The sequence below is a fragment of the Bacillus proteolyticus genome (assembly GCF_001884065.1).
Taxonomy (GTDB): domain Bacteria; phylum Bacillota; class Bacilli; order Bacillales; family Bacillaceae_G; genus Bacillus_A; species Bacillus_A proteolyticus.
In genome coordinates this window covers 12,523-39,083 of the sequence record NZ_MACH01000072.1, presented here as the reverse complement: position 1 = coordinate 39,083, position 26,561 = coordinate 12,523, and the positions used below count along the sequence as shown (strand labels likewise).

The 26,561-nt window shown below is 35.1% G+C and carries 26 protein-coding genes; 9 read left to right on the top strand and 17 right to left on the bottom strand.

Annotated features, from left to right (window positions below; genetic code table 11):
• Nucleotides 1–19 precede the first annotated feature (19 nt).
• Nucleotides 20–178, bottom strand: coding sequence for a hypothetical protein (locus BAQ49_RS32885; protein WP_080743487.1), 159 nt, complete (start codon nt 176–178; stop codon nt 20–22).
• A 115-nt stretch (nt 179–293) separates the two neighbouring features.
• Complete coding sequence (ytaF, locus tag BAQ49_RS11210; RefSeq protein WP_071745377.1) at nt 294–905, bottom strand: sporulation membrane protein YtaF; 612 nt, start codon at nt 903–905, stop codon at nt 294–296.
• A 129-nt stretch (nt 906–1,034) separates the two neighbouring features.
• Between ytaF and BAQ49_RS11205 the strand changes: the two genes are divergently transcribed.
• Nucleotides 1,035–1,688 (top strand): DUF1232 domain-containing protein, encoded by a 654-nt coding sequence (locus tag BAQ49_RS11205; protein WP_071745376.1) that lies wholly within the window; start codon nt 1,035–1,037, stop codon nt 1,686–1,688.
• A gap of 99 nt (nt 1,689–1,787) precedes the next feature.
• On the opposite strand, the gene BAQ49_RS11200 is transcribed toward BAQ49_RS11205, so the two are convergent.
• From BAQ49_RS11200 to BAQ49_RS11190, 3 genes are all read right to left on the bottom strand, one after another.
• On the bottom strand, nt 1,788–3,062 hold the full coding sequence (locus tag BAQ49_RS11200; RefSeq protein ID WP_071745375.1) for an acetylornithine deacetylase: 1,275 nt from the start codon (nt 3,060–3,062) through the stop codon (nt 1,788–1,790).
• A 108-nt stretch (nt 3,063–3,170) separates the two neighbouring features.
• Entirely contained in the window at nt 3,171–4,592 is a 1,422-nt protein-coding gene (locus tag BAQ49_RS11195) for an amino acid permease (protein ID WP_071745374.1), read from the bottom strand.
• A gap of 105 nt (nt 4,593–4,697) precedes the next feature.
• Entirely contained in the window at nt 4,698–4,952 is a 255-nt protein-coding gene (locus tag BAQ49_RS11190; RefSeq protein ID WP_071745373.1) for a biotin/lipoyl-containing protein, read from the bottom strand.
• Between the two features lie 301 nt (nt 4,953–5,253).
• Here BAQ49_RS11190 and BAQ49_RS11185 point away from each other — a divergent pair, with 301 nt between their 5' ends.
• Complete coding sequence (locus tag BAQ49_RS11185) at nt 5,254–6,657, top strand: sigma-54 interaction domain-containing protein (RefSeq protein WP_071745372.1); 1,404 nt, start codon at nt 5,254–5,256, stop codon at nt 6,655–6,657.
• Between the two features lie 82 nt (nt 6,658–6,739).
• The gene (locus BAQ49_RS11180; protein WP_071745371.1) at nt 6,740–6,943 is read left to right on the top strand and encodes a hypothetical protein; all 204 of its coding nucleotides are present in this window, start codon (nt 6,740–6,742) and stop codon (nt 6,941–6,943) included.
• 51 nt (nt 6,944–6,994) lie between these two features.
• Here the strand turns inward: BAQ49_RS11180 and truA are convergent, their stop codons facing one another.
• The 6 genes from truA to BAQ49_RS11150 form a co-directional block, all read right to left on the bottom strand.
• Nucleotides 6,995–7,732: a tRNA pseudouridine(38-40) synthase TruA gene (truA, locus tag BAQ49_RS11175; RefSeq protein ID WP_071745370.1), complete on the bottom strand. Its 738-nt coding sequence runs from the start codon at nt 7,730–7,732 to the stop codon at nt 6,995–6,997.
• 56 nt (nt 7,733–7,788) lie between these two features.
• A complete protein-coding gene (rlmD, locus tag BAQ49_RS11170) occupies nt 7,789–9,168 on the bottom strand; it encodes a 23S rRNA (uracil(1939)-C(5))-methyltransferase RlmD (RefSeq protein ID WP_000615190.1) in 1,380 nt (459 codons plus the stop codon).
• A gap of 10 nt (nt 9,169–9,178) precedes the next feature.
• Complete coding sequence (locus BAQ49_RS11165) at nt 9,179–10,042, bottom strand: DNA-3-methyladenine glycosylase family protein (protein ID WP_071745369.1); 864 nt, start codon at nt 10,040–10,042, stop codon at nt 9,179–9,181.
• Between the two features lie 59 nt (nt 10,043–10,101).
• Entirely contained in the window at nt 10,102–10,884 is a 783-nt protein-coding gene (gene pdaA, locus BAQ49_RS11160; protein ID WP_071745368.1) for a delta-lactam-biosynthetic de-N-acetylase, read from the bottom strand.
• A 125-nt stretch (nt 10,885–11,009) separates the two neighbouring features.
• Nucleotides 11,010–12,530: a class I fumarate hydratase gene (fumA, locus tag BAQ49_RS11155; protein WP_084667397.1), complete on the bottom strand. Its 1,521-nt coding sequence runs from the start codon at nt 12,528–12,530 to the stop codon at nt 11,010–11,012.
• Between the two features lie 206 nt (nt 12,531–12,736).
• On the bottom strand, nt 12,737–12,919 hold the full coding sequence (locus BAQ49_RS11150; RefSeq protein WP_000513558.1) for an SE1561 family protein: 183 nt from the start codon (nt 12,917–12,919) through the stop codon (nt 12,737–12,739).
• Nucleotides 12,920–13,132: 213 nt separating this feature from the next.
• On the opposite strand from BAQ49_RS11150, the gene yfkAB reads away from it, so the two are divergent.
• Complete coding sequence (gene yfkAB / locus BAQ49_RS11145; RefSeq protein WP_071745366.1) at nt 13,133–14,260, top strand: radical SAM/CxCxxxxC motif protein YfkAB; 1,128 nt, start codon at nt 13,133–13,135, stop codon at nt 14,258–14,260.
• Between the two features lie 36 nt (nt 14,261–14,296).
• Here the strand turns inward: yfkAB and BAQ49_RS11140 are convergent, their stop codons facing one another.
• Both BAQ49_RS11140 and cax read right to left on the bottom strand, forming a co-directional pair.
• Complete coding sequence (locus BAQ49_RS11140) at nt 14,297–15,094, bottom strand: YfkD famly protein (RefSeq protein WP_071745365.1); 798 nt, start codon at nt 15,092–15,094, stop codon at nt 14,297–14,299.
• An 81-nt stretch (nt 15,095–15,175) separates the two neighbouring features.
• On the bottom strand, nt 15,176–16,231 hold the full coding sequence (gene cax / locus BAQ49_RS11135; RefSeq protein ID WP_071745364.1) for a calcium/proton exchanger: 1,056 nt from the start codon (nt 16,229–16,231) through the stop codon (nt 15,176–15,178).
• Between the two features lie 178 nt (nt 16,232–16,409).
• Between cax and BAQ49_RS11130 the strand changes: the two genes are divergently transcribed.
• The 3 genes from BAQ49_RS11130 (at nt 16,410) to BAQ49_RS11120 (ending at nt 17,661) form a co-directional block, all read left to right on the top strand.
• Nucleotides 16,410–16,826 (top strand): pyridoxamine 5'-phosphate oxidase family protein, encoded by a 417-nt coding sequence (locus BAQ49_RS11130; RefSeq protein ID WP_071745363.1) that lies wholly within the window; start codon nt 16,410–16,412, stop codon nt 16,824–16,826.
• A 154-nt stretch (nt 16,827–16,980) separates the two neighbouring features.
• Complete coding sequence (locus BAQ49_RS11125) at nt 16,981–17,127, top strand: BH0509 family protein (protein WP_000817786.1); 147 nt, start codon at nt 16,981–16,983, stop codon at nt 17,125–17,127.
• A gap of 105 nt (nt 17,128–17,232) precedes the next feature.
• Nucleotides 17,233–17,661: an EamA family transporter gene (locus BAQ49_RS11120; RefSeq protein ID WP_002115869.1), complete on the top strand. Its 429-nt coding sequence runs from the start codon at nt 17,233–17,235 to the stop codon at nt 17,659–17,661.
• Between the two features lie 13 nt (nt 17,662–17,674).
• Here BAQ49_RS11120 and BAQ49_RS11115 read toward each other — a convergent pair whose 3' ends face one another.
• Nucleotides 17,675–18,268 carry a DedA family protein gene (locus tag BAQ49_RS11115; protein WP_071745362.1) on the bottom strand — a complete coding sequence of 198 codons (594 nt, stop codon included), beginning with the start codon at nt 18,266–18,268 and terminating at the stop codon, nt 17,675–17,677.
• A gap of 476 nt (nt 18,269–18,744) precedes the next feature.
• On the opposite strand from BAQ49_RS11115, the gene BAQ49_RS11110 reads away from it, so the two are divergent.
• Nucleotides 18,745–21,501, top strand: a complete 2,757-nt coding sequence (locus BAQ49_RS11110) for a tetratricopeptide repeat protein (RefSeq protein ID WP_071745361.1) — start codon at nt 18,745–18,747, stop codon at nt 21,499–21,501.
• 216 nt (nt 21,502–21,717) lie between these two features.
• On the opposite strand, the gene lepB is transcribed toward BAQ49_RS11110, so the two are convergent.
• From lepB to BAQ49_RS11090, 3 genes are all read right to left on the bottom strand, one after another.
• Entirely contained in the window at nt 21,718–22,254 is a 537-nt protein-coding gene (gene lepB / locus BAQ49_RS11100; RefSeq protein WP_000983287.1) for a signal peptidase I, read from the bottom strand.
• Between the two features lie 273 nt (nt 22,255–22,527).
• Nucleotides 22,528–23,208, bottom strand: a complete 681-nt coding sequence (locus tag BAQ49_RS11095) for a lysoplasmalogenase (protein ID WP_071745359.1) — start codon at nt 23,206–23,208, stop codon at nt 22,528–22,530.
• A 123-nt stretch (nt 23,209–23,331) separates the two neighbouring features.
• Nucleotides 23,332–24,282, bottom strand: coding sequence for a DMT family transporter (locus BAQ49_RS11090; RefSeq protein WP_071745358.1), 951 nt, complete (start codon nt 24,280–24,282; stop codon nt 23,332–23,334).
• 272 nt (nt 24,283–24,554) lie between these two features.
• Between BAQ49_RS11090 and BAQ49_RS11085 the strand changes: the two genes are divergently transcribed.
• Nucleotides 24,555–26,480 carry a heavy metal translocating P-type ATPase gene (locus BAQ49_RS11085; protein ID WP_071745357.1) on the top strand — a complete coding sequence of 642 codons (1,926 nt, stop codon included), beginning with the start codon at nt 24,555–24,557 and terminating at the stop codon, nt 26,478–26,480.
• The last annotated feature ends 81 nt before the right edge of the window (nt 26,481–26,561 follow it).

Genomic DNA, 26,561 nt, shown 5'->3' with positions numbered 1-26,561 from the left:
AGCACCTATGTAGGTGCTTTTAATGTTTTTTTAAACTATTTTTATACGTTTCAATATTAACAGGTAATTCTTCCTCTTCTAATGTATGCTCATTTACATCTTTATGAATATGAGCACCTTTAGGCGGTTGATGATCATGCCCTTTTTTCTTATGATCAAATGCTTTCCCACGTCCCATACGGATCCCCCTTTCTTTAAAAGAAATCAGTATTAGTATGAAGAGAAGTATGTCGATATATGCAATCCCTTACCAAATTTCCAAGGAAATACTCGAACATTGTATTCTATTCTTCTTACAACAATTGGTCTATCCCAATGAGAATTAATAAAACGCCTGCAATTATAGTCGCCCATTTCCCTAAGTATTCAGCTAAAAATCGTTTTCCTACATACACAAAACCACTAATACAAATAAAACTAAACACCCCAGAAATACATGCTGTAAGCCAAAGATTTAAATTTGTTACTCCAGCATCAAATCCACCTGCAATATTATTTATAGATAATGCAACTCCTAAAACAATTGCTTCAGAAAAACCAATTGTTTTAGAACCATCAAAATCTGCTTTTTCTGGATCACGCAAAATCCCCATAAGTACACTACCATCCTTAAATTCTACGGTGTCTTTTTGACTCAAGAAAGGCTGACATAAAATAAATACCCCAATTATTCCTAAAACAATTGCTCCAATAAGGTTTGCTGTAAACTCCGAAATATATAATGCAATCCAATTCCCAAAAAATCCAGCTAGTAAAGTAAATGAAAATCCAAAAAATGCGATGATAAAATTGTTAAACCACGAAATTCGAATTTTACGAATACCATACGCAATCCCAACACCTGCATTATCTAAATTGGACGCAATTCCAATTAAAAGAATTGAAAATAAACTTGCCGTACTCATAGTACAGTCACCCCTTTTCTCATATTTCCATGTATATTATGAAAATGTTGAGCAACTGTGCCTGTCTGTTTCATATACTTGTAATAAATGCTCAACATTTTTTCAACAATAAAAAGGAGTGCCTTCACTATGCCTAAAGAAAACCCAAACGATCGACTTGGTACATTAATAAAAAAACTTTTAAAAGAACGTGCCTTATCAATGCGACAGCTAGGAATACTTACAAATATCGATCCTGCTACAATCTCAAGAATTATAAATGGCAAACAACCGCCAAAACAAAAACATCTGCAAAAATTTGCTGAGTGTCTTCAAGTTCCACCTCAATTGTTATTTGATGCGATGTATCCTGATTCTCCTCACATAAATAAAGAAAAGACGGATATGTACACATCTCTTGATACAATTCAGCAAACTCTGCAATCCTCTAACTTATTTGATTTCGACTACACAACAACGCGCGTAAAACAAGAACTTGAAAACTATGAACGCTATGCTCAAACAACAGAAGGTGAAAAACGTATTCACGAAAGTTTCGCAAGTAAATTAGAACAAATTGATAGCGCTGGTCCTTTTATTGAACAATTAACAGATATGTATCAACAATTTTGCAATGAGACTATTTCAAACGAAGAACGTGCGGTTCTCGGAGGCGCATTATTGTATTTCATTTTATCAACAGATATTATCCCCGATTATCTCTTTCCAATTGGTTATTTAGATGATGCGATTGCTGTTGAATTAGCAAAAGAGAAATTAATCGAATTAAAACGAAAGACATAGAAAAATAAAGAGCTATTTCAGTTGTTTCTATTCAACTCTGAAATGGTTCACTAAAAAATCGTACAAGTATACATACCTGTACGATTTCAACATACTCATCTATTTTTTCGTATGACACCATTCATATATAAACGCTGTTATTACTTTTGTAAATTCAATTAACTGCTCAACTTCAACTTTCTCATTTATTGAATGAGCTTCTTCTAATGTACCTGGTCCGTAAATTACAGCTGGAATGTTAAACTCACTAAACCATCCGCCATCAGTTACTGTAGCAGACATATCTAAAGTTGCGACTTTCTGTAATATATATTCATGTGCAGAACTTAGTTTCTGAATAGCCAGATGACTACTATCTACTTCTAAAGAGGGAAAAATTTCACCCCGATCAACAATCATTGATTCTCCGCCCCACTTAAATTGTAGTGGGTTCTCGCTTAACCATGGATCTGCTGCTGCCACTTTTCCTAAATACTCTTCTATTTCTTCTATTATTTGTTCATGCGTTTCATTTGGATAAAAGTGTACTGTTATCCATAACCGGCACTCATCCGCAATAAATGCTGCATGACGCCCCCCTTCAATGACAGCAGGATTAATTGTTGTCGCCCCTGATGGATATCCTTCATACGTTTTCATTACTGCCCAATGACGCTCTAACTCCTGTAAGCTTTGAACAATTTTCATCATTTTCTCAATAGCACTCGCTCCAAATAAACGTCCTCCAGCATGAATCATCTGTCTACGTGTTGCATCATGAAACGTTTGTGGGCTTTTCACTGTAATCCATCCAGTAATTACGCCGCCCTGCCCTTGCATATGTAAATTACTTGTATCAACTACTACTGCAAAATCAGCATCATATCCACGCTTACAACATTGAAGTGTTCCGGCTTCTCCCACTTCTTCTCCAATTACCGATTGAAACATTAGGTCACCTGGCAATTCAATTCCCGCTTCTTCTAAAAGCTGAATTGCAAATAAGGCTCCAGCTAGTCCACCTTTCATATCTGCCGCGCCTCTCCCAACTAACCAACCATCTTTTATAAACGGCTCAAACGGATTTGTTTCCCACGCCTCATCTACTGATACTTCAGCTACATCCATATGGCCATTAATAATAAGACTTTTATATAACTCACTTTCCGTCCCTTTTTTTACCCCAGCAACATTCGGATCATTTGGATATACATCCCATTTATCAATACTAAAATGTCGTTTTTTTAGAAACTCTGCAACAAATTCTTGCGCCTCATTTGTATTTCTCGCTGGCGGTGCTGGTGTTTCAAAACGAATTAAAGTTTTTGTAAGTTCTAGTAGCTCCTCTTTTCGTAAATCAATCTGTTCTAATAGCTGTGAAACTTCTTGATTCATTGCTAATTCCCCTTTGCATACGTAGTATGTTTCCAGCTTTATTTTCACAAAAAAAGAGACTGTTTACAATTCTACAGTCTCTAAATTAAGCACAAGTTTCGAATATATTTATAAACTTTCTACTTCTGTCGTATTTACTTTTTCAGTATGTTCTATTTTGCTATCCTTATTTCTTGTCGCACGATAAAACAGTAAACAAACAATCATAAATGGAATACCACAATACAATGCCATTCTTTGTTCCGGAATAAAAGCCATGCCAACAATTACTGTTAAATTTAAGACTAACGCGAGAAGTGGCACAAATGGATACAGCGGTGTTTTAAATTTCAAATCTTTAATATCCCCACCCTGCTTTACGTATGTCCTTCTAGCCAATAGATTAGATAGGGCAATAGATGCCCAAACTAATATCGCTCCGAACCCTGCAATGGAAAGAAGCCACAAATAAACTGTATCTTCCGCATAGATACCTGATAATAATGAGAGGCACCCTACAATCGTGCTTACAATCAATGCATAGATAGGAACACCGTTTTTAGATAACTTACCAAAAATCGGGCTAATCATTCCTTGATTAGACATCGACCATAGCATACGGGAAGTTGCATATAATCCTGAATTCGCAACTGATAGTACCGCTGTAATAATAACGAAATTTATAATATCAGCCGCATAAGGAATACCAATTTTATCAAATACAACTACGAATGGACTTTCTATCACGCCTGCTTGCTGCCAAGGAAATAGTCCCGCAAGAATAAAAATAGATAGTACAAAGAAAACAAGTATGCGCCAAACTGTATTATTAATTGCCTTCGGGATCGTTTTCTCTGGATTTTCACTCTCACCAGCTGCGATACCAACTAGTTCTGTTCCTTGGAAGGAAAAATTAACTGCAATCATCGTAATTAAAATTGCTGATAATCCATTCGGGAACAGTCCACCATAATCAGTAAAGCTAGAAAACATCGGTGCTGGCTCATTTCCTTTCATATCTAGAAAACCAAACATTGCTGCCCCGCCTAAAATGATAAATGCAATAATTGTAATTACTTTAATACTTGCAAACCAGAATTCAACCTCCGCAAAACTTCTTGAAGATAACGCATTAATAACAAAGAGCAATACGGCAAACACTACGCACCAAATCCATGATGATACATCTGGAAACCAACGTTTCATTAATATACTAACTGCAATTAATTCAATGCCTATCGTAGCCGTCCAGTTTAGCCACGACATCCATCCCACTACATAACCCGCTGCAGGTGAAATATGTTTTGTAGCATATGTTTGATACGATCCTGCATCAGGCATCGCAACCGCTAACTCTCCAAGACAGAGCATCGTTAAATACATAACAAATCCACCGACAAGATACGCTACAATTGCTCCTCCAGGTCCAGCTTCATGAATTGTATAACTGGATCCTAAAAAAAGCCCAGTACCAATAACCCCTCCGAGTGCAATCATAAATATGTGCCGACTTTTCAATTCCCTTTTTAATCCTTGGCTTTGATCCATCATATAAATCCCCCCTTTTCACTTTGCAAACCCATTTAATGTAAGCGTTTTTAAAATTCTTCATAGTAAAAATAATTATTTAAAAGAGCAAAATACATATTACTTCTATTAATCGCTACCTGTTATTAAAAGGTCATCTCTCACTGTTATTAATAGTTTTTGATCAGCGATAGCTTCTCCCTCTACCACTTCTAATGATTCGATATAACCACTGATTCCCACTTTGATTTCCACTTGCTGCTTATCTTTTGTTTCAATTAACGCTAATTTCTCCCACTCATATACGTAAGAACTTTCAGTAACAAATAATTTCTCTACTTTCCCGTAACAAGGACTATACACGCCTTCTATAACCGTCTTCACTTAATAAATTCCTCCTCTTAATTAATTTGCACTGAAATGTCGCATACCCTATGAAAAGTTCTAATTCCCCCACTCCTTCAATTTAAAGATTTCCATTATTATTTATGCAAGATACGTACCAACCTCAATATCTCTATAAAAATTAAGATTTCGTACAAAAAAATCTACATAACTGCAAAATTTTTCTATCGTTTGAAAAGTTTTAAAAGAAAATAGCAAAAAAATTTTGCGGTTTTATGGGAATTTTAATAAAATTATAAAAAGTCAGTCTTCATAGGGTGAAACGAGGAGAAGATAATACATGCATACAGAAGAAATCAATTTTAAAAAGATTATTGAAATGAATATGCTATATGAAAATTTACTCAATGAACTAGATATTGGGATTCATATTATTAATGAGGAAAGTAAAACGATTATCTATAACCGTAAAATGATGGAAATTGAATCAATGGACCGCTTAGATGTGCTATATAAAAGTCCTTTAGAGGTATTTGCATTTGAAGAAAATAAAAATAGTACTCTTATAGAGGCATTAAAATTTGGGAAAACAAAAAAAAATATAAAACAAACGTATTTTAACAATAAAGGGCAAGAAATTACGACGATTAACGATACTTTCCCTATAATAGAAAATGGAAAAATTAAAGGTGCTATTGAAATTTCCAAAGAGGTAAGCCATTTAAAACAAACAATGAAAACGAATCTTTCTCGAAAACAAAATACTAAGTTTACCTTTGATCACATAATTGGTGATTCTAAAGCGATTCAATCGGTCATTGCAGAAGCAAAAAGGGTAATACGTACACCATCCTCCATACTTATCATCGGGGAAACGGGAACTGGTAAAGAGTTATTTGCGCAAAGCATCCATAATGAAAGCCAGCGTTCAACAAAACCATTTATTTCACAAAACTGCGCCGCTATACCAGAAACATTAATGGAAAGTCTACTATTTGGTACGAATCGAGGTGCTTTTACAGGAGCAATAGATAAACCTGGTTTATTTGAAGAAGCAAACGGCGGAACTTTGCTATTAGATGAAATCAACTCGTTAAGCCCCGCACTTCAAGCTAAGTTACTCCGGGCTATACAAGAAAAAACAATACGAAGAATCGGAGGCACACAAGAAAAAGAAATTGATGTTCGTATTATAGCAACTATTAATGAAGACCCTCTTGAAGCTATTGCACATAATCGGTTAAGAGAAGATTTATATTACCGATTAAGCGTCGTTACTTTATGTCTTCCACCTTTACGGGAACGAAAAGAAGATATTGCATATCTTGTTCAGCACTTTATCGAAAAGTACAATATTCAATTTGGGCTCGGCGTAACCGATGTAGATGTACATGTAAGAGAATTCTTTTATGCATACGATTGGCCCGGAAACGTACGAGAATTTGAACATATAATTGAAGGTTCAATGAACTTAATAGAAGATGAAAATATCATTACAGCGTTTCATATACCAACTCGCTTTCGCGAACGAATAAAAAAAGAATTCAATATGCAACCTTCACTAACTAATTACAATGCTGATACACCTAAAACTTTAAAGCACACAATAGAAGAAATGGAAAAGAACTACATCCATCAAATTCTTAAAGAAAATAAAGGAAATATCTCACAAGCCGCAAAATTTTTAGGATTGAGTAGACAAAACTTACAATATCGAATTAAAAAATTGCATTTACACATATGAAATGAACCTTTCTCTAGGTGTAAAAAAATGGAAAAATATATTATAATAAACATATACCACGCTAGAAAGGGGCTATATATATATGAGTAATGAAAAAAAATTAAAGTTATTACACTACTTATACCTTCTCCCTGCCGTTCTATGTATGATGTTATTCATTAATGGTGATATGAGTAGCTTCCCTTATGCAAAGCTACTCGGAACAATTAGCGGCTCCTTTGCGGCTATTATGCTTGCTTCTTTTTGGAATTTGAAGTTGCGTATGAAGAGAGAGAAATCTTCTTAATTTCAGAGTGCAAAAAAATCGAGCCTTATCAGCTCGATTTTTTACTTATTATTAAAATTCAACATTCTCCAAATACAAACCACTCGCCTCAGCAAGGCAATTAATTTGATTACGCTGTTTTTCCTCTAAAATGTTTGGAATTGCTTCAGCATCTAATTGTCCTAATCCAACTTCAATTAATGCCCCAACAATTTTTCGCACCATGTTATGAAGGAATCCATTACCACTTACTCTAATTTGTACAAATCCTGCCTCTTCCATCACATCAAGTGTATACACTTCACGAACCATAGACTTTTTCTTAGACTTTGCATTTGAAAAAGCAGTAAAGTCATGTGAACCAACTAAATGTTTCGCAGCTTCTTTCATGCTTTCCACATTTAATTTTTTATTCACGTGCATGCTGTGTTTACGCATAAATGGGTTCGTATGCTCTTCATTCCAAATTTTATATAGATATGTTTTCGCCTTAGAATTGTAACGAGCATGAAAACGATCTGATACTTCTTCTACACTCGTAATACTAATATCATTTGGTAAGTATTGATTTAAATACTTTTTCACTTTATGTTCCACTAACTTTTCATCACTTTTAAAATTAGCTACTTGATTCAAAGCATGTACACCAGCGTCTGTTCTACTACAGCCGATAATTTCAATTTCTTTCCCGACCATTTCAGATATTACACTTTCGATTTTTCCTTGAATCGTATTATCATTATTACCGAGACGTTGCCACCCTTTATAACGCGCACCGTCATACTGAATCGTTAATTTATAATTGTGCATAGTATTCTCCTTCATAGAAAATATTCCCTCATACCATGAGGGAATATTAATAAACTTTACTTTCTAACAAGCTTCACTACATTTTCTACATGAGCAGTATGTGGGAACATATCAACTGGTTGTACATATTCCACTTCATAACTCTGCATTAATGCATTTACATCACGTGCTAGCGATGACGGGTTACAAGACACGTAAACAACTTGTTTCGGTTTCACTTTTAAAATTGTTTCCAGTAATTTATCATCGCAACCTGTACGTGGTGGATCGACAACAATTACATCTGGACGCCATCCTTCTTTTACCCACTTTGGTAACCATTGTTCCGCTTTACCAGCTTCATACTTTGTATTTGTGAATCCGTGGCGTTTTGCATTTTTCTTTGCATCTTCAATCGCTTCTGGAATTACATCCATACCACGTACTTCTGCTGCATCATTCGCAAGCCAAAGACCAATTGTACCAACACCACAATACGCATCTACAATTTTCTCATTTCCTGTTAAAGCAGCTGCTTTTTTCGCTTCATCATATAAAACAACCGTTTGCTCTGGATTCAATTGGAAGAATGCACGTGCTGATAATTCAAATGATAAATCACCAAGTGTTTCTTGAATTACTTCTTTTCCAGCTAATTTAAACGTTTTGTCGCCAAAAATAACAGATGTTTTACGCCAGTTTACGTTTTGCATAATTGATTTAACCGCTGGCATCTGTTTTTGTACTTCTGCGATAAATTGTTCTTTATTTGGCAATTCTTCTTTTGTTGTAATAAGTGTGACTTGTACTTCCCCTGTCTGAACTGCAGTACGTGTCACAATTGTACGTACTAAACCTTTTTGTTTTTTCTCATTGTAAATAGAAACATTTAACTTTTCTAATATACGTCTTACAACTTTTGTCGCTTCATTCGTTGCCTTATGTTGAATCATACAATGAGAAATATCAATTAACTGATGTGAGTTTTGTTTATATAGCCCTGTAATAACCTTTTCATCTTTACGTCCCACTTGTAATTGACTTTTATTACGATAATGCCATGGATTTTCCATGCCAAGCGTTGGACGAATTTTCTCTTCTAGACTGTTATTCATATACTTCTCGAATGCTTGTACAACGATATCACGCTTTTGATTTAATTGTTCTTTATAATCTAAATGTTGCAATTGACAGCCACCACATTCCTCATATACTGAGCACGGTGCTTTCACACGATGTGGTGATGATTTACGAACTTTTTTCACTTTTGCTTCAGCGAAGCCACGCTGAATTTTCGTTGCTTCTGCAACAACTTCTTCTCCTGGTAATGCCCCTGGAATGAAAACAACTTGTCTCTTAAAATAACCAACGCCTTCTCCGTTAATCCCAAGACGTTTAATTGTCACAGGGAACGTTTGACCAACTTCCAACTTACTCTCATGTTGCTTTTGTATCATTATTACACCTCTACTCTATACTTTTCCATAAATATAACGCTGCATAACTGCAGTATGGTTCACACTCTTGTTTCACTTTTTCTAAAAATGCATCATCAGGTTTATCATCTAATTGAAATACACCTTGCACTGCGCGCTGAATTCCAATGTCTGCTTTTGGAAACATATTTTTTCGTCCAAGCCCAAACATTAAAAAGTTTTGCACTGTCCATGCTCCAATACCCCTTATTGGTAACAATTGTGCCGATATTTCTTCTTCTGTTTCATTTTCTATCCTTGCTAAATCTAATTTACCGCCTACGATATGCTTTGCTAATCCTACCATATATTCAGCTTTTCGCTGACTAAACTTCTGCTCTCTCAATTCCTCTATTGGAATATTCGCTACTCTTTCTGGTGTTGGGAAAAATAAAACGCCATTTTTTTCTGTCCCATATCGTTTTACAAATTGCTCTGTTAGCACAGTAGCAAATTTCAAATTTATTTGTTGATGAATAATACAGCGAAGAAGACAAGCGAAATAATCGAATTCTAAAATAATTGGAGTATAAGCATATGTTTCAAATAGTGGACGTAATGATGTGTTTAAAAAATGATTTTGTATATTTTGAAACGGTTCATTCCAGTGAAAAATGGATCTCATTCGTTTCATTACTTTCTCTTGATCTCCTGCCTGACTAGAGATCCAAAACTGTGGATTTTGAACAGTACCAATCCCTTGCAAACGAACAACAATCTGTTCTTCGTCTATAAACATCGGGACATAAATTACTTTCTCGTCTAATTGAATGACGTTTAACGGGTCGAAAGATAAACGCTTTAGCACTTCCCCAAAATGGTACGGATATTCTAACGTAACATGTTCGCTCCACATACGTTTCCCCATCCTTTTTACACATCATTATAGCATGAGAAAACCGCAAGCATACATGCTTACGGTTGATTGCTGTTTACTAAATCATCTAGGCTTTTAAAATGATACCCTTTCTCGCGCAAATCATCAATGATTTTCGCAAGTGCTTCCGCATTATCTTTTGATATCGCATGAAGTAATAAAACAGATCCTGGATGAATCATAGTCATTACATTATTATGAGCGTATTGCCAACCTCTTTGCTGATCTACTTTCCAATCAAGAAATGCAAGCGACCAAAACACATTATAGTATCCCATTTCTTTCGTAAGAGCTAGCGTTCGTTCACTAAACACACCTCGCGGAGGACGTACATATTTCACTTCTTTTTGTCCTGTCACTTTTTTAATTTCTTCCGTTACACTTGTTAATTCTTCACGAAGCTTTGCATCGTTTACTGCTGTAAAATCAGGGTGACTCCAAGAATGATTACCAATAATATGTCCTTCATTTTTCATTCTTAATAATAAATCTTTTTGTGTTTTTATATAGTGCCCCGTCACAAAGAAAGTTGCTGGTACTTTTTTCTCCTTCAGTACATCTAAAATTTTTCCTGTATATCCATTTTCGTATCCATTATCGAATGTTAAATAAATGTCTTTTTTCTTCGTATTTCCTAAGTAAAACCCACCATTTTTTTGTAGTAATTCTGTATATAATTTCCCTGCATCTGGCACCGTTTCATTTTTAGGACGTGGGATTCCCCAGTTATGTGGTGTATTCGTATAAGCAAATGTTGAAACTGGAACAAGTGCCATCATAATTGAAAAAATGAGACCTATATATAACCATTTATATTTCATAAATAGTCTCCTTTCCATATATAATCGTACCTGTAGTTTCTGTTTCCCTGCTTTCTTTCATGCTGAACATGTTTTTCTATATATACCAAAAAATGTACCTCGAATCATTCGAGGTACATTTTTACTTACTTAAATACAGGCTCTTTAAAGCTAGCTAGTTTTTCAAGTGAAGTTTTATCAACATCAGCATGTAAGCTGTTACCATGAGAGTCCATCGTTACAACTGCTTTAAAACCTTCAATGCGTAAATGCCACATTGCTTCTGGAATTCCAAATTGTAAGAAATCAACATCTTTCACTTCTTTAATACATTCAGCATAATATTGCGCCGCACCGCCAATTGCGTTTAAATACACGCCGCCGTGTTCTTCTAATGCTGCTAATGTTTTTGCACCCATGCCACCTTTACCAATTACAGCACGAATACCGAATTTCTTCATAATATCCCCTTGGTATGGCTCTTCACGAATACTTGTCGTTGGTCCTGCTGCTTTAATTTGCCAATTGTCATTCTCGTCTTTCACTACAACTGGACCACAGTGATAAATAACCTGTCCATTTAAGTCTACTGGACAATCGTTATCCATTAAATGTTTATGGATTGCGTCACGGCCTGTATACATCATGCCATTAATTGTTACAACATCACCAACGCGAAGTTCACGAATTTGCTCTTCTGTAATTGGTGCTTGCAATACAATTTCACGTTGCTCTGTTTTTTCTTGTACTTCTTGCTGAAGTGTATCGTCACCTTCTTGATATAGCCAATCCATAATTTCTCCTGTTTCAGGATGGATTTTTACACCAAGGCGGCGATATGCCCAGCAATTATACGCAACAGATACATAGAAGCTAGCTGGCAGGCGATTATATACGCCAATTTTACAACCAAGTAAAGTTGTTTCTCCGCCGAATCCCATCGTACCAATGCCAAGCTTATTCGCATTTTCTAATACGTACTCTTCAAGTTTTTGTAACTCTGGTACTGGATTGATGTCATCTAATGTACGGAATAATTGATTTTTTGCTAATTCGTAACCTGATGTGCGGTCTCCCCCGATACCAACACCAATTACACCTGCACTACATCCTTGGCCTTGTGCTTGATATACCGCATGAAGAAGGCATTTACGAATTCCTTCTAAATCACGGCCTGCACGTCCAAGCCCTTCTAATTCACACGGTAAGCTATATTGAATATTTTTATTCTCACATCCGCCGCCCTTTAAAATTAAACGTGCATCAATGTAATCTTTTTCCCATTGCTCAAACTTAATAACTGGTGTTCCCGGTCCTAAATTATTTCCACTATTATCCCCAAAAAGAGAATCAACAGAGTTAGGACGAAGTTTACCATCTTTTGTCGCCCGCTCAAGCGCACTATAGATAGCTTCCTTCAGTTTTAATTGATTCACACCAACTGGCGTATAAATTTTAAACGTTGGCATCCCTGTATCTTGGCAAATTGGCGAGATATTATCATCTGCCATTTTAATGTTATTTGTAATTGTGCCAAGTGCCATCGCTGAACGAGTCCCTGCGTTTTCTCGCTCTTTCGCTTGTTGAATCGCACGACGAACATCTTTCGGTAAGTTCGTTGACGTTTCAACAACTAGTTGATACATGCTTTCTTGAAGCTTTTCCATTGTTACTTCCCCCTCAATTGTGAACGCTACCAAAACGTTATGAGATGAAAATTCCATTGTTATGCTCTTCAGCTTTTTATTTATTTCACGCTATTAAAGTATAAATGAAATTTTTCACAACTTGATTATACCTTTTTTTCTATATTCCTTCTATTATCCGTACAGAAAAAGGCTACCAATTTTGTATTGGCAGCCTTTTTAATATATTATTCGTCTTTTTTAAATTGCTCACATTTTAATTCTAATTCATCTAACATCGCAAGAAGACGATCTACATCTTCTAACTCTACTTCTTCAGGTTCAATTGTATCAATTACTTCAATGAACATATTTAAACGCTCTTTTAAATATACTAATTGTGTATCTTTATCTTGAATTGCTTTTCCCATGAAGGCACTCTCCTTTTAATTCGAGTTACTTTTATTATACCGCAAAAATGATTGCTATGGGCATGTAATTTCATCGATTTTGTAACAGTAATTCATTCTAATGTAAGCCCTCTCTCTTTTTCCACAAAAAAGTTTCACTTTATAAAAAGCACATATTCTTCTATTATAGAGAATGGACAAATTGTTATTTCAATAGTCAAAGGAGTATTTCATATGACGATATCACAAATAATGAAGCCGATTACTCCTTCTTACGATCCATGGGAAGCGTATATGGACCTTGAAGAGTACGGCAAACTACTATTAACAAACGTTGAGTTTACAACGACGACGTTATGCAATATGCGTTGCGAGCATTGCGCTGTTGGTTACACATTACAGCCGAAAGATCCAAATCCGCTTCCGATGGAGCTTTTATTAAAACGATTAGATGAGATTCCTCATTTACGTTCTTTAAGTATTACCGGCGGAGAACCTATGCTTTCCAAAAAATCCGTCGACAATTATGTAACACCACTCTTAAAATATGCCCATGAACGAGGCGTTCGCACTCAAATCAACTCAAACTTAACTATAGATTTAGCACGTTATGAACAAATTATTCCCTACTTAGATGTATTGCACATTTCACATAACTGGGGAACAATTGATGACTTCGTTGAAGGCGGATTTGCAATGATGGAGCGTAAACCTACTTATGAACAACGCGCAAAATTATTCGAAAGAATGATTACAAATAGTAAAGCTCTATCAAATGCAGGTGTACTCGTATCAGCAGAAACAATGTTGAACAAAAGAACCCTACCACATATGGAACATATTCATCGTCAAATTGTCGAAGAAATGGGATGTAAGCGTCATGAGGTTCATCCGATGTATCCGAGTGACTTCGCGAGCAATTTAGAAATTTTAACGAAAGCTGAAATTCGTGATGCAATTGAGCATTTACTAGAAATTCGCGATGAAAATGTATGGATGTTATTTGGGACTTTACCTTTCTACGCTTGTAGCGATGACGAGCGAGACGTCGCCACATTTAAGAAATTACAAGAGAGCAAAAATGTCACAGTTCGTAATGATCCAGATGGCCGTTCTCGTTTAAATGTAAATATTTTCGATGGAAATATTATTGTAACGGACTTTGGTGATGTTCCACTTCTAGGAAACATACAAACAAATACGTTACAAGAAGCGTATGAAAAATGGAGCGCTTCAAAAACAGCAAAATCATTAAGCTGTCACTGTCTTGCTGTAAAATGCCTTGGACCGAATGTTCTTGTAAAAAACAGCTACTATCCGACAGAAGATTTCTTATCAAAAACAGCAAATATTACATTATAAATAAAAACGTCAGCTTATAAGCTGACGTTTTTCATGTTATTGCGAATGCGATGAAGAAATAAATTTAAAAAACAAATGATCGTGAATTGGAATAGCTGCCCCAATTCCTTGAGATGTAATATTTTTCACGACAAGCCTTTTTTGATTCCCTTTTAACACAAGGTAGACTTCGCCAAATGTTACTTTTCCTTTTTCATTTACTGCTGGTGTATAAGCGTATAAATATCCAAGTTGACTCGGACTAATATTATACACACGCTCATGTCCTGTACCATAACCAATGGTCGTTTTAAATGCAAGTGGCAATTGTACTTTTTCAAGCGCTTTTAAAAGCATCATTTTTTTCACATCTGCAGCATCTTTCATATCTGCTGTTAAATCACCTTCGATTGTCTTTTGGGTTTCTTGTTTATAGCGAAGTGGGTATAAGCGATCCCCTCCGCGATTGTCATATACATTTCGATTCACTTGCTTATATTCCCAGTTAATCGATGTATCTATTGATTCATAATTTAATGCCCATTGACCTAAATAAATTTTTGCTCGGTATCCTACCGCAAGTGGTGCATTCGAAATTGTTGTTTCATTAAACATCCGAATTAAATCAGGGTTTTCAATTTTGATATTTGCTGTTTTCAATAGTTCTTGCGCAAACTTACTTGGCTGTAAACGCGGTAAATCTTGTGCGTCATTTGGAAATGTATTATCTTTTGAAATATTTAAAACAGATGAAGGCATTTTTACTTCTACCGTTGTCTTTGCAAAACTACTGTTAGGAAATAATAAAATAAACGAGACCATGGTTGAAAGACATATGCTGTATACTCGTTTCACCTGTCTGGCTCCTTCCTACATAAAGGTATATATACTACTTTGTTTATTGTTTTCTCTGGGCACAATTGTTATGCCTATTTTTCATAATAAATAAAAACCAATTCCCATAATGACATACGCCGCTAATAAAGTGCCTCCTTCAAACCAGTTTGTATCCCCATCATTTGAAATCGCAATCGTTAAGAAAACGGCTGTAATCATGGACACAAGTTCTGGTATTGTAAATACTAAAGGCATCCTTTGTGCAAAGAACATGGATAGTAGTACTAATACAGGAGCAACAAACATCGCGATTTGTAATGTAGAACCTACTGCAATTTCTACTGCGATATTCACTTTATTTTTATACGCCATAATAATCGCAGATGCATGTTCTGCTGCATTACCAACAATTGCAACGATAATAACCCCTATAAATAACTCCGACCAGCCAAACGACTTTGCGACCGTTTCAAAAGTATGTACGAGGGCCTCTGACACATAAGCAACTGCAAGTGTTGCTATCGCTAAAATGAGTAACGCTTTACCTTTGGACCACTCTGGCTCTTCCTCATGCGCTACCTCATCACTTTTATGTTGATATACACCACGGTGCGTAACTAACTTAAATAACAATGCAGCAAGGTACATAATAATCATGATAATAGAAACACCAATACTTAATTGATACGTCTTTCCAGCATCCATCTTCATTGAAAAAATCTCTGGAATAACAAAGGCTACAACAACAGCAAATATTAATAAAGCTGAATTGTGCCTTGCATCATAAACATTGAAGCTTTGCCTTTTATACTTAAGGCCACCTATAAAGAAAGATAACCCTCCTACCAGTAATAAGTTTCCAAGTACAGAACCAGTTAAGGAAGCTAAAACAACTTCTGTTAATCCTGCCTGAAGTGCAAAAATTGAAATGATAAGTTCAACAGCATTACCGAAAGTTGCATTCAATAAGCCACCTATCCGGGGCCCAGAAACGATTGCCAAACTTTCTGTCGCTCTCCCCATAAAACCCGCTAATGCAATAATCGTAATGCAATACACGGCGAACATAATTGTTTGAGGCCAATGAAGCGTTTTTCCAAGTACAGAAAGTGGTACCCCAATCAGCGCTACTATAAGAAATATTTTATTAAACATGCTTTCCATCCTTCCATCGTATGTATTTCTCCTCGATATTATTATTATTCATCTCCTAACTTGTCCGATTTCATCACAATTACGTTTAAAAAATCGGGTTGAAGAAAACAGTATGAAAGATATTTAAATTGTTTTGTGTAGACGAAACAATTACAAATTATGAAAAGAGGTTACAAGCATGCACTTAAAAGAAAAAATCGCAACTATTATTCAAGGTCAACGCACTGGTGTATTATCTACTGTACGTAACGATAAGCCACATAGTGCCTTCATGATGTTTTTCCACGAAGATTTTGTACTATATGTTGCAACAGATCGAAATTCAAAAAAAATAGCAGATATTGAAAAAAATCCAAATGTACATGCACTACTTGGACGTGAAGGAAAAAAATTAGATGAAGATTATATTGAAGTTGAAGGATTAGCTTCAATCGAGGAAGACTCCACATTAAAAAACAAGTTTTGGAATAATAGCTTAAAACGTTGGTTACTCGGCCCTGAAGACCCTAATTACGTATTAATAAAAATCAATCCCGATACAATTTATTACATCGATGGTGCTGGTACGACGGAGCCCGAGTTTTTACGACTATAAAACAAAACAAGCCCCCTTTAGGTGGGCTTGTTTTGTCGAAAAGTTCTTCTGAAAAAAACAATAAAATAGGTGGAACTTTCTAAAGATTCTGTTATATAATAGCAGTAACTTAAATAAACTGTATTAAAACAGATTGAGGGGAGAAATAAAATTGATGAAAAGAGAAGAACGAAAAAACATGATTGAGTTTATCGAAAAGAAAAAAGGGATTGAACGTGACGAATTATTATTTATGACTGATGATGAAGTAGAGCATATTTATAATGTAACGTACTTTTTATATGAGGAAATTGCAGAGTAGTATAATAATCCCCACCTTATTAAAAATATAAGGTGGGGATTATTTCGTTTTTATACATGAGAATAATTTTCATGTATAATAATGTAAGATTGGAGGAATTTTACTATGAGCTCATGGCTATTATTCGCACTATTATCAGCAATTGCTGCTGCCCTCGTATCTATTTTTGGAAAAATCGGCTTAGATGGAATCGATGCCAACGTCGCAACGACGATTCGTTCTATTATTATGGCACTATTTATGGTAGGAGTTATTATTATACAAGGTAAATTTCAAAATATCGGTGATGTCCTCCTAAATAAAAAAGCACTGCTATTTATCACATTAAGTGGAATCGCTGGTGCTTCGTCATGGCTATTTTATTTTCTTGCATTAAAAACAGGAAAAGTCTCACAAGTAGCACCTATCGATAAATTAAGTGTAGTATTTTCCATTATTCTCGCGATGATTATACTCGGTGAAAAGTTAAACTTTATGACTGGTATTGGTGTAGTCTTTATTACAGCTGGTGTATTATTTATTGCTTTCAGCTAAAAAACCGCTATTATTAGCGGTTTTTTCTTTTCCTTATGTAAATCCACACAATCAATGCTACAATTGCCGAAACTAATAAAATCCATATTCCATAATGATGTAAACTATATTCAACGAAGCGCCACTTCTCTCCTAGTTTCCAACCTAGGCCAATAAAAACACTTATCCAAATTAGTGCACCACCGTAAGCATACAGACAAAAACGCCACCATGTTAAATTCGAAACCCCAGCAAAATATGCTGTTAAGTGACGTACTCCCGGTATAAAGTAGCCAATCATTAAAAGAAACGGACCGTATTTTTCAAATAAAATATGTGTTTTTTCAATATGATGTTCTTTAATTCTAATTTTCGGTCCATATTTTTTTAAAACAGGGAGCCCAAGTTTTAACCCTAATATGTAACTTAATGTAATGCCAAGCATTGCACCTGCCATTCCACTTAAAAAAGCAGCTGTTCCTGACATAGCTCCTTTTGAAATGTTATAGCCTATAAAAGTCAATAAAAACTCATCCGGTATAGGTAATCCAACAATCCCGCCAGCTAAAGCTATAATAATTCCAAAATACCCATAATGTGCGATTAACTCGCCAATATGTTGCTCCATTCGGAAGACACATCCTATGCACGATCGTTATTCCATATTGTGCCCGTTCTATCTTCAAGCCAAACATGGTATACATATTCACTATACATTGTTTTTATAATGAACTCTACTTCTACTCCGTTCCTTTAACAGAGATTGAATCCGTAGTTTTTTGTCCCTCCCCACCGATTATTAGCCTGCACCAATCGGGATTTTACGGGCAGCAGGGCTCCCACTTAACTTCCCTGCATTCGCTAATTTTTGGAGTAGGAGTCTTACTGCCTATAAATAGCCAGATTAAAAAATAAAAATTCATGGGCTTATTTTTTTGTTACAATAAAGGAAAGTTACTTTTTGCAACGGTTTAACTCTCAGGAAAAATGATATATCTAGCAAAAACATAGTTTGGTCTATATGATGCAACTTCTACCTATTAGAGTAACACGCACCCTTTTACATACAACATCATTTTTCTAAATTATACAGGGGGAACGAACATGACCATTGAAAAACAATTTATCCAAAAGATTTACTATAAAACATTTTTAACAGAAGACTCTTCCATCCCGGTAACGGAAGTACTCGGTGAAGCATATATAAATGAATCAAAAAATGAATTCTCCAATATATCTAATATTCGCTTCGCACAAGGTGAAGTTTATTTTCAAACTAAAGACTTTGAAGCCGCTATATTCAAATGGGAGAAAGTAAATAATGAACTTGCTCTCTGGGCCATGAAGAATATTGCAGATGCTTATTTCGAATTAGATTTCTTACCAAAAGCAGAAGAAATTTATACATCTATCCAAACAGAAGATACAACTCTTACGATGGAAGTTTCCCTACAACTTCTTTCTCTTTATATCGAGCAAAATCGTTTAGGTCTAGCATTTAAGACGATTAGTGAAGCTGTTGCGTTTCAACCGGACTATCCAAATATTACCGCAATCGCTCGATCATTCTATGAAAAACAAGAAGATTGGAATAATGCTATTGAACTAGCGGTTCAAGAAGGAATTCGAACAAAATCATTACACTGGTTTGATACTTTAATCAATTATGTAAACAGAGGCTTTACCAACAAAATAAAACCTGAGTATTTCTATGAATCTTTAAAATCCTTATACGCTATTGATCAAGTTCAGTTTAAAGAACTTGTTATTTCACTTTGGAATAGCTATGAAAATGAATCATTCCATCTACCTTGGATTCAAACAATAAATCACTTATTCTTACATATTGAAGTAGATGCTAATGACGATTGGAATGAAATTTCTACTCGCTATCAAGAGACGTACTTCGAATTGATTACTGGACAACATTTCATGCACGAATTACAAGGACTTGTACCAGATTTATTAACAAATTGGTTTAGTTTAACAAAAGCGGAAGATTCTTTACTTGTCTCCGCAGCAGTATTAGCATGGAATGAAGTTTCACCGACAACCCTAGAATCATTACTTGTAAAAAGTGCAGGTGCCTTACTTTCAAATGCATCAGCTCATTCAAATGTTGATATGGCTGATGTATCAACATTATTTGAAACGATTGCTGTATGGGCTGAGAAGAATGATGTAGATTTAGGTCATCAATTCACACTACTTGTTCGTGAGTTATACGATCTAAACGTTGCACAACTTCTAGTAGCAGGAGCTAACGATTATGATAAATCAGCCTTTATTAACTCTATACTAGGCGAAAATATATTAAATGAGACTGTAACAACTGCAATTACATTTAAAGATGATAGTCAAACTGAAATAACTGAGCTTACAGAGCTAGATATACGAAATATACCAAACTTTGACGAACTTCATAACATACTGGCGGTACCTTCTCAGCCAGAACTAGAAAAAAAATGTATTGAAGTTAAATTACCAAGTAGATTTTTACGAAAAAATAAGTTTTCATTCCTTGTCACACCTACTATGCATGGACAACTTGACAAAAACAGCTCTCATTTCGAATACTTACAGGCAGCAGATAGTCTCATCTATGTACTAAATTCAGCTTCACCATTACATGATGAAGAGCTCAATACATTACTATATATTCGTGAACAAGTACCTAATTTACAGATTCAATTCATCTTACAAACAATTGATGCGAATACTAGCGAAAACATCACGAAAAACATTAAAAAGAAAATACTCGTACATTTCCCTGAAGCACAATTGTTCCCTTATTCTCCTTCCCAAGAGAGTAGTGAACAGCTAGGTAATGTAACAGACTCTATTCTTTCTAACCTTACTCAGCGTAACGTGGAAAAAGAACGCATTGAAAAATTATTATGGTTTATCCAAAAAACAATTGCATACCTTTTAAATGAACGTGTGGAATTAGAAAATACGTTAGTGAAATCAGTCCGCTGGAATAAGCATATTTTAGTAAAACTTGATGGTTTTATTAATAATCTTACTGCCATCCAAAAAGATAAAATTCGTTCTATTACAGAATCTTATCTTTTAACGAAAGAAGAGATTACGCGGGATATACATTCTCAAATCCCTGAATTGTTGCAGAGTTGCTCTGATCTTGTTCAAGAAGATAGTGATTTCAAATTAGTCCATGAAGAACTAAATGTAGCAATGAATGAAAGAATTCAAAAGCATGTACAGCAAGTCCTTCTTCCTAAGTTTACTCAGTCTATTCAAGAGTGGATTGAAACTGCTCATAATGAATTCATCCAAGCTCAGGCTTATTTAGATGAAATGGGCGATACCTTTAATAAACTCTATGAGGAAGAGCGTATTAAACTTCCTTGCGATTTCAAATTACTAGATGACTGGGATAGAGATGTTGCAAGAATGACGAACAGAATTACAGTGGCTAACATCAATATTTTATTACGCTTTACACCGACACAATTTTTCTTAAAAAGTGCAGGAAAGCTATTCGGTAATATGCAAAAAAATCAATCTATGCTATCAAATAAATATAAACAATATATTGAAACAGAAGATTATACAGAAGTTGCTCAGATGATTTCAAAACAATTCTTCCTACAATTTGAAGTATTTGAAGGTGCGCTAGAACGTGATATCATGATGTTCTTTAAAGACCCTCTTAGCATATTGAAACAAACTGTAGAAGCGGCTCAACTTGAAATACAAGAAGATGAGCACACTTTGACAAAGCTAAGAACAAACCCAGAAACTTATCATGATCCTTTAACACTATTTAAATTGCAATTGTTACAAAAAAAATTCATGTTAAATATTGAAACCATCGCTTCACAAGAAACAATAAAGTGAAACTTTAATCAGTGAGGATTTTTGTTCATCCCCCCACTGCCCATAAACGCCCGCACCAATCGGGCGTTTATGGGCAGTAGATCTCCCATCTAGCTTCTTTGCTCCACCTGAATTTTGAGGTGGGAGTTTTACTACCCACAGATAGCTGGATAAATACAACATCAACTGTTTAAATAAGAAAAACCAAGCGACTAATTCGCTTGGTTTTTCTTATTTTTAATTTACAATTTTCACATGTTCAAATGGATAATATATCGCCATGAGCTTTCCTAATACTTCAGTTCTATCAATGAGTCCTAAGCCGTTCCTACTATCCCTACTAACTAAACGATTATCTCCCATCACAAAAATTTTATTTTTAGGAATTGTAATCGGTCCAAAGTCTTCAGTTAAATTGATAAGTAATTTTTCTGCCTGTTTTTTATTATTATTTAAATACTCTTCGTTTTTCACTTGATGATTAACATATAATTGATCATTCTTCATCTCAATTACATCTCCTGGCAATCCAATAACTCTCTTCACGTAGAAATTATCTGTCTTCACGACAATAATATCCTCTCTCTCATAACTTTCAAATCTCTTGGCAAGTTTATTAATGATTACTTTATCTCCATCTTGTAAAGTCGGCCTCATCGATGCTCCTTTTACAGTCGTAGGAAAAAACAAAAAGATTTTTGCCAAAAACACCAATAAACATGCTATTGCAATTATTTCAAAGAATTCACGCAAACGTTTTTTCTTTTGCATCATTCCACCATCTCATCATCTTTTTATTTTTATTATAAATACTCCAACCGATTAATTTCCACAAAATTCTTATTTATAACATTAGAATATTATAAATATAAAATAATAATCATCGCAAATTTACTATTCTTATATATTACTAGACTGGCATTTTCCTATGAAATTCCTGCTTAGTAAATATACTATGCTGCATAAATTAAACAAACAAATATAGTAGCATAGCAATAAAAAAGATACTCTCAAAATAGCCTATCTACTATTTTTGAGAGTATCTTTTTATAATCCTACATATACAATACACATCTGCGCTGCGACATATGTAAACCAAATCCAAAGTGGTTCATACTTCAGTTTGCGCCCCCCGATATCTGTAACACCGATAATAAAATCAGAAATCACGAACAATAAACCACCAAGTGCTGGTACCCACCATATTCCTGTATTCTCGTAATATAAGGCGAATGCAAAACAAGCCATCCCTCCGACCCACAAACCGTAAATTAGAGCCCCTATCGTAAACAATTTATCCTGTTTTTCATTTCGGATAAAAAAGAACCATCCTATAATTAGAAAGAGTCCGTATACGAGTAAACCAATCCAAAAACCATTCCATGAAATACCTGTTTGTAAAAATGCTTTCACATAGAAACAATGTGCAAGAGCGAAAGTAACCATTCCTCCAATTAATCGATGACCAATTGGAATCAATCCTGCCATAAATAAATCTCCTATAGTTGATAAAGTCATACCAAGTGCAACCCATGTACTATATTCTACCGACGGATCTTGTAACCATATCCAAATTGCACTACCCGTTAAAGAAAAACTCAGAATAAGACGAACCGCTAACGGCAACGGCATATTATTTCTCGTTCTTTTCGTCTGTCCTATTGCATAAATTGCTCCCGTTAAAAAAAGAATAATTTGCCCGACTAACACAATGTAAAGTACATTCATAATATGTTCTCCTCAATAAATGCTTTTTCTATCTTTTTTTCGTTACATATAGCACGTTTTCCTTTTTCTATGCAAAAAAAGAAGAACATTGCTGTTCTTCCATTTTAATAGATTTTCTATTCTCTATGCTACCTGTTTTTCTTGCTCGATTTTTTGTTTAGCCGGAGTACGATTTACTACAATAATTCCCGCTGCGACACATACTAAACCAAATAGTACGAATGAATGAATTGCTTCTCCTAAAATCATACTTGATAATAACACACCAAACACTGGTATGAAGAACATATACATCGATACTTTTCCTACTTTGTTATATTTCATAATTGTATTCCATATACAGAAACCCGCTGCCGATAAGAAAGATAAATATATAAGCATAAGTATTGCTTGTAGGTTAAATGTAAATGGCATCACTCCGACTTGAAATGCACCGATACATAGTAACCCAATTGATCCAAAAATCATTTGGTATGCTGTCATATACCCAACATCTAATGTTTTACTTCCTTCTTTTGCTAGTATATTTCCATACGAATACATCATTGCTGCCCCAAGAAGTAATAAGCTACCTATCCCAAAATGGAATGATAAGCTTCCGTCACTCGGTACATTCACCAAAATCACACCACAAAAACCGATAGATACTCCAATTATTTTTCTCATATTTAGAGCATCATCTTTATATAAAAAGTGTGCGAGTAAAATTTGAAAGAATGATGATGTTCCTGAAATAATCGCTCCTTCAATTCCTGAACTGTAACTCATTCCAATATAAAAACATATATATTGAAGAAAAGTTTGGAACAAACCAATTTGTACTAACTGCTTTCCTGTCCCTTTTTTGAAATGCATATCTTTTCCTAACGCTTTAAAAAAGAATAAGAGCATTACACCAGATAAGAAAAAGCGATAGCCAGCAAATAATATTTGTTCTCCGACTTCATGTGGCTGAATTCCAAGTTCAGCATAACTTAATTTAATAAAGGGAAATGCGCTTCCCCATAAAAACGTTGCCACTATTGCAGCAATAAATACGCCAATCGGATGGGTGAAAAATTTCTCTGTCTTCAACTTGCTGTCTTCCTTTCCGATCTTTTTATGAACAATATTCATATATACCAAAGGAAGTGCAAAAACACAAGTTTTCCGTTTATAATAGAAACAAAAACATATCATCTCATAAAAACATATGCTATACTGTAGAATAATTACAACATAATAACTATTAAAATCAGTTTCAACAGAAATGCTGCTATCCGTTACGGATGGCAGCTTTCGTCGTTTTATAGGGGTTTCGATTTTGATTCTTTTTCTCAATAAGAATTCGGAAGGAGCGAGTATTAATGAACGCAGAAGTAAAAACATTAAAAGCACAAGAAGATATTTCTCATCCCTCTTTATGGGATACATTAAAGAAACATTATGAACTTATATTTGCAATCGCATCTGGTATTTTCATTTTAGCTGGTTGGTTATTCACAAAAAACGATGCAATAAGTGCAGGTATCACTTTCTATATCCTTGCTTATGTAATTGGGGGATTCGCAAAAGCGAAAGAAGGTATTGAAGACACAATTGAAGAGAAAGAGCTAAATGTTGAAATGCTCATGATTTTTGCAGCTATCGGTGCCGCAGTTATCGGTTACTGGGCAGAAGGTGCTATTTTAATCTTCATCTTTGCATTAAGCGGAGCAATGGAATCTTATACATTAAGTAAAAGCCAAAAAGAAATTTCAGCGCTTCTTGATCTACAACCGGAAGAAGCATTACGCATTTCCAACGGAGCTGAGGAACGTATTCCCGTTGGACAATTAGAAATTAACGATATTATTTTAATTAAGCCAGGTGAGCGTGTTCCTGCTGATGGCACAATTCATAATGGTGAAACAAATATTGATGAAGCAGCTATTACAGGAGAACCTATTCCGAATGAGAAAAAATTCGGCGATGAAGTATTTGCCGGCACTGTAAATTTACGTGGTGCTATCGAAGTTAAAATTACGAAGCCGAGCGATCAAACATTATTCCAAAAGATTATTCGTCTCGTTCAAAGTGCACAAAGCGAAAAATCACCATCACAACTATTCATCGAAAAATTTGAAGGAACATACGTAAAAGGTGTACTACTCGTTGTTGCACTTATGATGTTCGTTCCTCATTTCTTACTTGATTGGAGTTGGAATGAAACATTTTATCGCGCTATGATCTTACTTGTAGTCGCTTCTCCTTGTGCGCTAGTTGCAGCCATTACACCAGCAACTTTATCAGCAATTTCAAACGGAGCGAGAAATGGTATTCTCTTTAAAGGTGGTATTCATTTAGAACGTCTAGCTTCAGTAAAGGCGATTGCCTTTGATAAAACAGGAACATTAACACAAGGAAAACCTACTGTTACAGATGTATATGTTCGAGAAGGCATAGCAGAAAGTGAAGTACTTTCTATTACAGCAGCGATTGAGAGTCACTCTACACATCCTTTAGCAGAAGCGATTGTTAAATATGCAAAACATGCTTACGACATTACGATAAAAAAACCAGAAAACGTTGAAGATGTAACTGGTTTTGGATTAAAAGGAATACTAGAAAACAAAGCTTATAAAATTGGTAAAGCTGATTTTATCGGGGAAGAAATAAAGACATTTCATAATGGCATTTCTGCTTCACTTGAAAAAGAGGGAAAAACTGTCGTTTATATTAGTGATGAGGATGGTATTCTTGGACTAATCGCTTTAAAAGATACCCTTCGGCAAGAAACGATATCTGCTATTCTTGATTTGCAAAGCATTGGTGTAGAAGCAATCATGATTACTGGTGATAATGAAGAAACAGCAAAGGCAATTGCCCATGAAAGTAATATAAAAGAATATTACGCATCATGTTTACCCGAAACGAAAGTTGAAACGATAAAGCAGTTAAAAGAAAAGTACGGCATAGTCGCCATGGTTGGAGATGGTATAAACGATGCACCTGCCCTCGCTACGGCTAGTATTGGTGTTGCAATGGGTGAAGGAACAGACGTGGCATTAGAGACTGCAGACGTTGTTCTCATGAAGAACGAATTATCTCGTCTCTCTCAAGCAATCCGTTTATCCAAACGAATGAACCGTATTGTGAAGCAAAATGTAATCTTTTCTCTAGCTGTAATTGCAATGCTGATTTGTTCTAACTTCTTGCAATTTTTAGCTCTTCCATTCGGTGTTATTGGCCATGAAGGAAGTACAATTCTTGTCATTTTAAATGGTTTGCGATTATTAAAAGGAAATAAATAAAACGGGTCCCTCATAAAGGACCCGCTTTTTTTAATGGTAGCTATTGTGACCGTTCGCACTGCTGCTCGTTTTATGCTTTGG